At 42.0% G+C, this 9,011-nt stretch carries 13 protein-coding genes; 7 read left to right on the top strand and 6 right to left on the bottom strand.

Going from position 1 to position 9,011, the window contains the following annotated elements; translation table 11 throughout:
* The first annotated feature begins 188 nt into the window (after positions 1-188).
* The 5 genes from OGM63_RS23125 (at position 189) to OGM63_RS23145 (ending at position 1,568) form a co-directional block, all read left to right on the top strand.
* Positions 189-350 (top strand): hypothetical protein, encoded by a 162-nt coding sequence (locus tag OGM63_RS23125; protein ID WP_263748016.1) that lies wholly within the window; start codon positions 189-191, stop codon positions 348-350.
* Between the two features lie 163 nt (positions 351-513).
* On the top strand, positions 514-723 hold the full coding sequence (locus tag OGM63_RS23130) for a hypothetical protein (RefSeq protein WP_263748018.1): 210 nt from the start codon (positions 514-516) through the stop codon (positions 721-723).
* A gap of 1 nt (position 724) precedes the next feature.
* Positions 725-1,147 carry a type II toxin-antitoxin system VapC family toxin gene (locus OGM63_RS23135; RefSeq protein ID WP_263748019.1) on the top strand — a complete coding sequence of 141 codons (423 nt, stop codon included), beginning with the start codon at positions 725-727 and terminating at the stop codon, positions 1,145-1,147.
* Between the two features lie 75 nt (positions 1,148-1,222).
* On the top strand, positions 1,223-1,360 hold the full coding sequence (locus OGM63_RS23140) for a hypothetical protein (RefSeq protein WP_263748020.1): 138 nt from the start codon (positions 1,223-1,225) through the stop codon (positions 1,358-1,360).
* An 82-nt stretch (positions 1,361-1,442) separates the two neighbouring features.
* Positions 1,443-1,568: an element excision factor XisI family protein gene (locus tag OGM63_RS23145; protein WP_263748021.1), complete on the top strand. Its 126-nt coding sequence runs from the start codon at positions 1,443-1,445 to the stop codon at positions 1,566-1,568.
* A gap of 98 nt (positions 1,569-1,666) precedes the next feature.
* On the opposite strand, the gene OGM63_RS23150 is transcribed toward OGM63_RS23145, so the two are convergent.
* Positions 1,667-2,899, bottom strand: a complete 1,233-nt coding sequence (locus OGM63_RS23150) for a tetratricopeptide repeat protein (RefSeq protein ID WP_263748022.1) — start codon at positions 2,897-2,899, stop codon at positions 1,667-1,669.
* Positions 2,856-3,485 carry a sigma-70 family RNA polymerase sigma factor gene (locus OGM63_RS23155; protein WP_263748024.1) on the bottom strand — a complete coding sequence of 210 codons (630 nt, stop codon included), beginning with the start codon at positions 3,483-3,485 and terminating at the stop codon, positions 2,856-2,858. Before OGM63_RS23155 ends, OGM63_RS23150 begins: the two co-directional genes overlap by 44 nt.
* Before the next feature lie 238 nt (positions 3,486-3,723).
* Between OGM63_RS23155 and OGM63_RS23160 the strand changes: the two genes are divergently transcribed.
* Both OGM63_RS23160 and OGM63_RS23165 read left to right on the top strand, forming a co-directional pair.
* Complete coding sequence (locus OGM63_RS23160) at positions 3,724-4,323, top strand: glyoxalase-like domain protein (protein WP_263748025.1); 600 nt, start codon at positions 3,724-3,726, stop codon at positions 4,321-4,323.
* A 154-nt stretch (positions 4,324-4,477) separates the two neighbouring features.
* Entirely contained in the window at positions 4,478-4,765 is a 288-nt protein-coding gene (locus OGM63_RS23165; protein ID WP_263748026.1) for a DUF29 domain-containing protein, read from the top strand.
* Between the two features lie 151 nt (positions 4,766-4,916).
* Here OGM63_RS23165 and ahr read toward each other — a convergent pair whose 3' ends face one another.
* From ahr to OGM63_RS23185, 4 genes are all read right to left on the bottom strand, one after another.
* Entirely contained in the window at positions 4,917-5,918 is a 1,002-nt protein-coding gene (ahr, locus tag OGM63_RS23170; RefSeq protein WP_263748027.1) for an NADPH-dependent aldehyde reductase Ahr, read from the bottom strand.
* 163 nt (positions 5,919-6,081) lie between these two features.
* The gene (lysS, locus tag OGM63_RS23175; RefSeq protein ID WP_263748028.1) at positions 6,082-7,602 is read right to left on the bottom strand and encodes a lysine--tRNA ligase; all 1,521 of its coding nucleotides are present in this window, start codon (positions 7,600-7,602) and stop codon (positions 6,082-6,084) included.
* A gap of 166 nt (positions 7,603-7,768) precedes the next feature.
* The gene (locus OGM63_RS23180) at positions 7,769-8,368 is read right to left on the bottom strand and encodes a hypothetical protein (RefSeq protein WP_263748029.1); all 600 of its coding nucleotides are present in this window, start codon (positions 8,366-8,368) and stop codon (positions 7,769-7,771) included.
* A gap of 16 nt (positions 8,369-8,384) precedes the next feature.
* A complete protein-coding gene (locus tag OGM63_RS23185) occupies positions 8,385-8,765 on the bottom strand; it encodes a hypothetical protein (protein WP_263748030.1) in 381 nt (126 codons plus the stop codon).
* Positions 8,766-9,011: the final 246 nt, after the last annotated feature.

Raw genomic sequence — 9,011 nt, forward strand, 5'->3', positions numbered from 1 at the left:
AGTAAGCAGAATGGTTTTACCGGACTGTCTAGAGGCTGTTTGGCACAGCCATTAAGAATCAAGGTCTACTAAGATTTTGTATTCTTGAGAATCCCCGTCTCTGAGCGAGCGGGGAGTGTCAACTTTCAACCCATCGAAGTAAGCAGTACAATCATAGTTGCTAAATTGATTGCGTCAAGCCAATAGGCATGGGTGATCGTCTGGCTTGTATAAAGTGCGGTTGGTATCATATTCGTGTAGCAGTAGGGATGCTATTCGGCGATCGCATAGAAAAGACAAACTACATCGTTTTCAAGGTGCGGGCAAAAAATAGCGATATTCGCAGTGGAAAAAGGGCGGGTATCGCTTGATTTATAAGTTTAAGATAGCTTTGCTTGTAGGTACTTTCTTGCTAATTAAAAAGATTTAAAACCTGTTTAAAAAGTCAGATTCATTAATTTTGCTATTAAACCCATAAATTTTCCACTCACCTGCAAACGGTATAATCAGAACAACAGACGATCAAAAAATGCTATGTCAACCCCCGAAATCGAAGCCAGACTTGCAATTTTAGAAACCGAGGTTGCTCGCCTAAAACAGCAACTCCCCGTTTCTCCTATTCCTTGGTGGCAAACCATTCTAGGCACATTTGCCAATGACTCAGCTTACGACGAAGCGATGCAATTGGGGCAACAATACCGGCAATCTCTTTGCCCTGATTCTGACTCCTCCCTCGACATTTGATATGTACCTTCTCGATACCGACCATATCAGCATCTTTGAGCGAGGTGGAGCTTCAGCCCAGACACTTCTTGCCAAAATATCCCGTATTAATCCCAATGAAGTTGCCACCACGATTGTGACTTACGAGGAACAAATGCGGGGTTGGCTCAGTTACATTGCCAAAGCTGATTCGATTGAAGGACAAATCGCTGCATATCGCAAATTAGAAAATCAACTTGTTAATTACCGAACTATCATTGTCATCAGTTTTGATGAAAGAGCAGGGCAAATCTTCCAAAATCTTCGCAAATCCTATCCTCGACTAGGTTCAATGGATCTCAAAATTGCTGCGATCGCTCTTGCCCATCAAGCAACTCTGCTCACTCGTAACCTGAAAGACTTCGGACAGATTGAGAATCTTCACGTGGAAGATTGGACACCGTAAGCCAATTCATCCAACGAAATCACCCCAAGCTTTTCGCCCTGATTCTAGATACCTGTAAAATTAAGTCAAGAGCGATTGCACTGGGACACAGTGCGATCGCCTCTCGTCGTAGGTTGGATTGAAGTATGTACCTACGAGGGATCGGCGATCGCGCTTATTTTAGATACCTGTAAAATTAAGCAAGAGCGATCGCTCTTTTTCTATGTCGATTAGCAAGAAAGACGTAAGGCTTGACGCGATTTAAAACTTTTTCGACGGATTAACCAAGAAACAAACATAGCACTCTACCTGCATAGTGCTTTTAGTTTTTAACTTACGTCACAGTGTTGTCAGTGCCTACATAGCAGTACCACCAGAGGATATTGTCTTGGGTTTGCAAGCTCCATACAAGCGTCAGTATACAGATTATGGCGTAGCCTAATGCGATGTCTACCTGCGTAGGCTTTTAGATACGAAGTCCGCGTAGTAGGCAAACGAGCGTTCGTTTAGCCGCGAATGCGCGTCGTCGGGTAATAAGTGCTATCGATGTTTTGATTGTTTTAGCATTTGCGTCAGTCTATCAAGCAATAAAACTTCGCGCTTGCTATCTTCCAATGTCCGCGCTAGGATGATTGCTCTTTCATAAAAATTGCGGGCGGTGGGATAGTTACCTAGTTGCTCATACAATAGGGCATAAGACTCAAAAGATTTTAATTTCTCGCCTAAATTTTCTGATTCTGTAGCCAGTGTTAAACGCTGTTCTAGTAAGTCGAAAGCGCGTTCATATCTTCCTACAGAACGGTGAGCTGTAACCAAACCGTCAATTGCTCGTAATTCGTTGGTGCGATTCTCCATAGGAGACGCTACGCGATCGCGTGTAACTTTTGCCATTCGCAATGCTGACCCATATGTACCAATGGTATCTTGATAATTGCCGGCGGCTAAGTAAGCATCGCCTAAATTATTCAAGGTATTCGCTTCGGCGATCGCATCTGGTGTTCGACGGCGAAAAATCAAAGCAGTTTCCAACAACTTAATTGCTTTGTTATAATCTCCTAGCCTAAGTGTTGCTAAACCCAAGTTACTTAAAGACAGTCCTTGTCCTTCAATATTTTTGACTTCGCGGGCTATTGTAACTGCTTCTGTAAAGGTTTGGGCAGCTGGGGTGAATTCTCCTTTTTGCAGTAGTAATGTGCCGATGTTATTTAGTGCAAAAATCTGTCCTTGAAAATCTTGAGTATCGCGAGCGATCGCTAATCTTCGACGCATTGGATCTTCAGCTTCTTTTAATCGACCCAAATGCACATAACCTTTACCAATTAAATCGTAAACTAAACCTTGCGCTTTTAAGTCGCCGATCAAATGATAAATATCCAGTGCTTGTAACCAAGACTCAATTGCTTTATTCGATTTTCCGTCATCTTCTTGTTGTTCACCTTGACGCACCAACATATCAGCCTCCTCTCTTGATTCTCGCACTGCTGAATGCTTTAAAGGGCGGTGGAGTTGTTGGGTAATATCTACCGCACCCACTGCCATCGGATTCAGCAAAACAGTCAACAGGAAACACCAGACAGCACAAAATTGAGATTTTGGCAATAATTTTTCAGAAAATTTACTGATAAATAAATGCTTTTGGTTCATAAAAATAACCGTAATTTTACGGATTTCAAAAAATTCAAATTTTGATGTTATTTTGAGAACAAAATTATCAAATTTAATACTTAAGTCATGATTGCGGTAAATCTTCACCCAAGTAGATGCAGCGGACATCCGCAGGTAATTTGTCCTCTAGCATAAGATAGCCTTCCCGGAGAAAATTGGCTACATCTAATGGAGCGATCGCTTCACCTTCAGCTTGCAGATAAGCAGCGATGCGAGTTTCACTCCAGTGAAAGGTTTGAGCCATTAAAACCATCAATCGCAAAACTGGGGGCATTTGTTCTAAAGCTTGTTCGATATAACACCATAGTGGTGGTGAAGTTGCTTGCAAAGAATAATGAATTGCTTCTGTGGGTGGTAATTCGAGATCGTTGATACACAAAGCCGTCATATTGATCAGCCAATTTTGCAAAGTTAAAGTTTCTTTACTTGATTCACCGTTGGTTAAATCAAGTCCACCGAGTTCGTAATATATGTGTCGCCAAGTCAGAGCAAACAGGTAATCTGCTTGCACAGGCGATCGCGCTGAATGGCGGATTAACGTGTATACTATCGGGCTATAACGGCAAAACATTGCCGTAAAATATTTTCCAGCTTCCGGATGGGACTGAAATAAATTCAAAAGTTCCTGATCGCCGTAATGAAACAGCGATTTAACTAGAGGGTGATTAGCTTCGGGAAAATGTGGTATTTGCACAATCTAAATGAATGTATGTTGTTAGAATGAATCTTATTAGAAATGAATATTTCCTCGTCTACGCTTAAATTGTTCATCAAGTGTCCTATGAGCTAATCGCGATCAGGTCTTGATGTAGGTCTGTTTGTGAGTAACATCGAGACTAATTCGTTATTGATACACTATAAATACGGACTTTATTTTAGTCTGTACCCTTGAATAATAAAAGCGATTCCTCTATAAAATCCTAGATGCGTTCATGGTTATAGCAGTTAGTGTGACACCGTTGTTGATTCAACCTTATACTTTAGGCTCTTTCTTGCCTTCCTTACCGTTAGATAGCTTATTCTCCACACAAGGCATTATGGTGATGCTGCTAGCAGCTTACGCCGGTGCTATGTGGATGTTCCTTACCAGTGCGCCAAAAGTACACACCGTTATGGTGTCAGATTTGGAGGTTGCCCGCCAGTTGTATGAAGGGCTGCTAGATTTACCAGCAGCAGAAGTACCTTTGCACTACTACTACAACTACGAGCAAAGTATAGGGGCAGCGGGAATCGATCCGCTTTATATGTCTGCCAGCCCAACGTTTTCCGGCAGCAAAACGATGAATAACGCTAGCGAAGGGCTTTGGTATCAATTAAAGAAAAACACCCAACTACACGTCATTACTGGAGCTAGTTTAGGCACCAAAAGTCAGCAACGTCACGTTTGCTTTGATCGTGATTGCCTGGATATGATTTTAATGCGTGTGGAAACGCGAGGTTTGAAGTTCAAGATTCGCAATCGCAAGCCCTTGAATTTTTTGATTAAGGATTATGAAGGGCGCGTGATTGAGTTGGCTGAGGTGGCGAATTAATTATTGATCAAGAGTCAATAGTTGTAGAGACGCGATATATCGCGTCTCTTATTAAATTATTGATTGGGTATTAAATTATTGATTGGGTTTCGTCCAAGTAAACCCAATCATAATTTTTTTTACATGCGTGGGCAAAAAACTTGCCCGATCAAAAATGTACAAATCTCACCTATATAAAACAGATTTCTATGGTTGGACTCAAGAGCAGGTGAGGTTGCTGACAACTCAACAGTGGGATCAATTAGACACGATCAACCTGATTGAAGAAATTGAAACTTTGGGTAGAAAAGAACGGCAAGAATTAAGAAATCGGCTGGGAATCTTGCTGGGACATTTATTAAAATGGCAGTTTCAAAATGTAAAAAAATTGAGATTATTTCGTAGTGAGCAAGGCATTTGGAACGATATCACAATCTTTTTTACCTTTGGTCGCAAGCAATAGACCACAGTTCGGGGTGTGAAAATTACTCAAGTCAGGAATTAGAGGTTATGTCCTGACTTTTCTGCTTGAATCAAGTTTCAAACTAATAGATATCTCCAGAAAATTAAATATGGGTTGTGGACAACGCATAGTTCATTTTCACTTTCTATGTCTAATGTTTCAAAACCAATCGATAGCGTGCTTTACCACTATGTAGCCGTTCTATTGCCTCGTTTACTTGGTCAAACTCGAAAATTTCAATTATTGGCTCTATTTTGTGCCGAGCGGCAAAATCGAGCATTTTGGCAGTTGTAGCAGGACTGCCAAGAGGACTACCAGATATTGATTTTTGACCCGATATTAAGGGGAAAATATTCGTACTTAGGGGGTTAGGAACTACACCAACAAAGTGGAGTTTTCCCTTGGGACGCAAGCAGGCAATGTAAGTATTCCAATCTAGATCAGCGTTAACGGTTGAGAGAATTAGGTCAAAAGAGTTTTCTACAGATTTAAGTGCATTTGGGTCACGGGAATTGATAAAGTGATTTGCACCCAGTTCTCTAGCTTCTGCTTCTTTGTCAGGACTAGTGGAGAATGCAGTGACATCACAACCCCAAGCATGAAGAAACTTCAATGCCATATGACCTAATCCACCAATACCAATTACACCAACGCGATCGGTAGGTTTGACATCAAACTGGACAATGGGATTAAAAACGGTGATACCACCACAAAATAATGGTCCAGCAGCTACAGGATCGATACCCTCAGGTAAAGGTATTGCCCAAGAGGAGTGAGCGCGTACCTTGTCGGCAAAGCCACCATAGCGTCCAACAATTGTAGCTTCGACTGTGAGGCAGAGATTATGATTACCAGACATGCACCACTCACAAGTCATGCACGATCGCGAATTCCAACCAAGTCCAACCAACTGCCCTGGTTTGAGTTTTTTCACCTCACTACCAACAGAGGCAATCTTGCCAATTACTTCATGACCGGGAACAATCGGGTACTCAGACATTCCCCAATCATTTTTCAGCATACTCAGGTCGCTATGGCAAATCCCACAGTATGCAACATCGATTTCCACATCCTCGCTGCCAAGTGGTCCTAGATCATATTCAAAAGGCTTTAGTTCTTCACCAGGTTTGAAAGCTGCGTAAGCGCGCACCATAAAAATGACCTGTTGTGATGTTAATTGTCACAATTACTGATTGTACAGTTTGCTCTTGCGTATTTAACACTTGACGTCAGCTTGGAAAGAAAACTTTGCACTTGCCAGCCAAGTTTCAAAAAGATGTAGAGACGCGATCGATCGCATCTCTACATCTTTTTTGCTAAGTGGTTGATTCCGATTCAGATTTTTCTGGCTTGAGTAAGGGGAAAGCGATCGCATCCCGAATACTGGCACAATCAGTTAACACCATTACCAATCTGTCAATTCCGATACCTAAACCACCCGTCGGCGGCATTCCGTATTCCAACGCAGTCAGAAAGTCTTCATCTACACCTTGGGCTTCTAAATCACCGGCGGCTTTGCGTGCAGCTTGTTGTTCTAAGCGATCGCGTTGTTCAATGGGATCGGTTAATTCTGAGAAGCTATTAGCTGTCTCTCTCCCGACGATAAATAACTCAAATCGCTCTACCAAACCAACTTGAGAACGATGCGGTTTGGCTAATGGCGAAATTTCTACCGGGTAATCAACCACAAAGGTAGGCTGAATTAACTTTTCTTCAACCTTTTGCTCAAAGGCTTCATTTAAAAGGTTGCCAAGGGATGAGCAATCATCTATACCTTCCAGCCCAGCGTTTTTACTTGCCGTTTTCGCTTCTTCTAAAGTTTGGAAAGCTTTAAAATCCAAACCTGTATGTTCCTTAACCAAATCGTGCATTGTTACCCGACGCCAAGGAGGAGTCAAATTAATCGCCGTATCTTGATAAGTAATTTGCAGCGTACCCAAAACCTCTTGAGCAACGGTGGTAATAATCCCCTCCGTCAGCGCCATCATGTCGTTGTAGTCGGCGTAAGCTTGGTAAAGTTCAATTGTGGTAAATTCGGGATTGTGGCGGGTAGAAATGCCCTCATTACGGAAAATCCGCCCTAATTCAAAGACTTTTTCAAATCCACCGACAATCAACCGCTTGAGATGAAGCTCTGTAGCAATCCGCAGATATAACTCCATTTCCAGCGTATTGTGGTAGGTGACGAAGGGACGCGCATCGGCACCGCCGGCTTGACTTAGCAACACTGGGGTTTCAATTTCCAGAAAATTCCGATCTTCTAGGTAGCGACGAATCCCGGCAGTAATTTGGGCACGACGGCGAAAAGTTTGCCGCACTTCCGGGTTCACAATCAAGTCAAGATACCGCTGACGGTAGCGTTTGGCAACATCCGTTAACCCATGCTGTTTATCAGGCAGGGGTAACAGAGATTTGGTCAAAATAGTGTATTGTTTGACGTAAACAGATAATTCGCCCTTTTCAGTCCGTTTGATCGTGCCTTTCACGCCGATGATATCGCCGATATCTGTCAGTTTATCGAGTTGTTTGAAAGCATTTTCAACAATATCTGCCATGCCTTCTTCAATGCGTTTTTTCTCTAGATAAAGCTGAATTGTGCCAGTTTCATCTTGCAAGGTGACGAAGGCAAGTTTACCCATAAAGCGACGTAGCTTGATGCGTCCGGCGATCGCTACTTCTAAATCGACTTCTTCACCGTTGGGTAAATCCGCAAAATTTTCTTGCAATTCAGCCGCGCGATCGGTAGATTCCCAACGATAGGCATAGGGATTCATACCTAGCTGTTTTAGCTGTTCTACTTTTTCTAGTCGCGTGGCACGAATATCTTCTTCCGACATGGTTAACGAACTTTCATAGGGCAAGATTAATTATAGATGCTGCGATCAAGTGAAATAAATGTAAAATACTGTCTTGGTTCGTAGTGGGCGGTTTACCGCTCAAATCAAGGATTTTAAGCACAAAGCGTGCTTACTACATTTAGGAGCTTATCACATTTAATCACTTTTAAACATCAACGAAACTGCGTAAAATACCCAAAATTTTGCCAATATCTTGAATAAAATACTCATCTAAATCAACTTCAATTCTTTGTTCAATTAATCTCATAAATTTCCAAACGCTGCCTGTAGTGACAACGCCATAGATAATTTCAATTTTATTTTCCTTACGTTCATTAAATAATTTAGCGGCAATCATTTCGGCGATACATTGCCCTAATCCAGATTGAATATTATCGTTTTTGGCTTCAACGATTGTAACTACAGGCGCTTGAATAAATAGCTGTTCTGGAGAGAGACTGATTAGAAAATCACAAAACCCACTTAAACCTATTTCTGGAGCAACGTTAAATTCTTTACCAGAAAATAGACTAATCCGATTTACTAGTTGTTTTTTGAGTTCAAAAAGAATCGGAGCGATAATAAATTCCGAACGTGCTTTTTCTGTAGCGATCGCAACTGCCAAAGGAATATATTCTTTGAGAGTTTGCGCCAAAATTGTGCTATAATCCACTGCCGGTACATCAGTAAAGATGCCAATTCTCTCGGAAATAGTAAATCCAAACGTTTCCGATATCACATCGATAGTAAATTGGCTATACGGCATGACAAAAATTAGTTATTTAATTGTGCAAAAAGCGTGCTGAAATAGCTTTCATTTTCAAGTTACTAATTTGCACGATCGCTTTCAACATCTGTTGCTGGTCTGGTTGCAAGTCAAGTGACTCCAACGCTTGATTCAGGCTATTACCTCCATGTAGACTTTTGGCAACTTTGGCACGTTGGGATGAGTCTAACATCGCCTGAATATCTTTATTTCTACGTTGACGCACAGCTTGAAGTTGCTGACGCTGTTGAGGAGTCAGGTTAATTTCTGGGGAAACAATTGCACTATTACTAAAATCAACTGTAGCCGGTGCTGCCGAGGCAATGAAGGGCAACAACAAGACAATAGCAAGAATACTAGTTAACACAAACACCCGTTTTATCCAGTTAATAGCCATACTAAGCAATGCGTGAATTTTCCCACCTACAAAGAAATCATAAACTGTCAGGCATTTAATTTTCTTATTTTCTCATTTGGGAGTGCTCTTGAGTGGGAGTGCTCTTGAGTGCTCTTGAGTGGGAGAGTGGGGGAAGTGCTCTTGAGTGGGGGAAGTGCTCTTGAGTGGGGGAGGGGAGAAGTGGGGGAGGATAAGGAAGAATTTCCTCCCCCTTGTCCCCTTGTTCCCCCTCTCTCCCCTTTGTCC

It is taken from the genome of Plectonema radiosum NIES-515 (genome assembly GCF_025753815.1).
GTDB lineage: Bacteria > Cyanobacteriota > Cyanobacteriia > Cyanobacteriales > Nostocaceae > Hassallia > Hassallia radiosum_A.

What these genes read in the sequence shown, in the direction of transcription:
- OGM63_RS23125 (WP_263748016.1), top strand. Translation starts at nt 189, where the DNA reads ATGGGTGATCGTCTGGCTTGTATAAAGTGCGGTTGGTATCATATTCGT.
- OGM63_RS23150 (WP_263748022.1), bottom strand. Translation starts at nt 2,899, where the DNA reads ATGTCCGCTGCATCTACTTGGGTGAAGATTTACCGCAATCATGACTTA.
- ahr (WP_263748027.1), bottom strand. Translation starts at nt 5,918, where the DNA reads ATGGTGCGCGCTTACGCAGCTTTCAAACCTGGTGAAGAACTAAAGCCT.
- OGM63_RS23180 (WP_263748029.1), bottom strand. Translation starts at nt 8,368, where the DNA reads ATGCCGTATAGCCAATTTACTATCGATGTGATATCGGAAACGTTTGGA.
- OGM63_RS23135 (WP_263748019.1), top strand. Translation starts at nt 725, where the DNA reads ATGTACCTTCTCGATACCGACCATATCAGCATCTTTGAGCGAGGTGGA.
- lysS (WP_263748028.1), bottom strand. Translation starts at nt 7,602, where the DNA reads ATGTCGGAAGAAGATATTCGTGCCACGCGACTAGAAAAAGTAGAACAG.
- OGM63_RS23185 (WP_263748030.1), bottom strand. Translation starts at nt 8,765, where the DNA reads ATGGCTATTAACTGGATAAAACGGGTGTTTGTGTTAACTAGTATTCTT.
- OGM63_RS23130 (WP_263748018.1), top strand. Translation starts at nt 514, where the DNA reads ATGTCAACCCCCGAAATCGAAGCCAGACTTGCAATTTTAGAAACCGAG.
- OGM63_RS23165 (WP_263748026.1), top strand. Translation starts at nt 4,478, where the DNA reads ATGTACAAATCTCACCTATATAAAACAGATTTCTATGGTTGGACTCAA.
- OGM63_RS23160 (WP_263748025.1), top strand. Translation starts at nt 3,724, where the DNA reads ATGGTTATAGCAGTTAGTGTGACACCGTTGTTGATTCAACCTTATACT.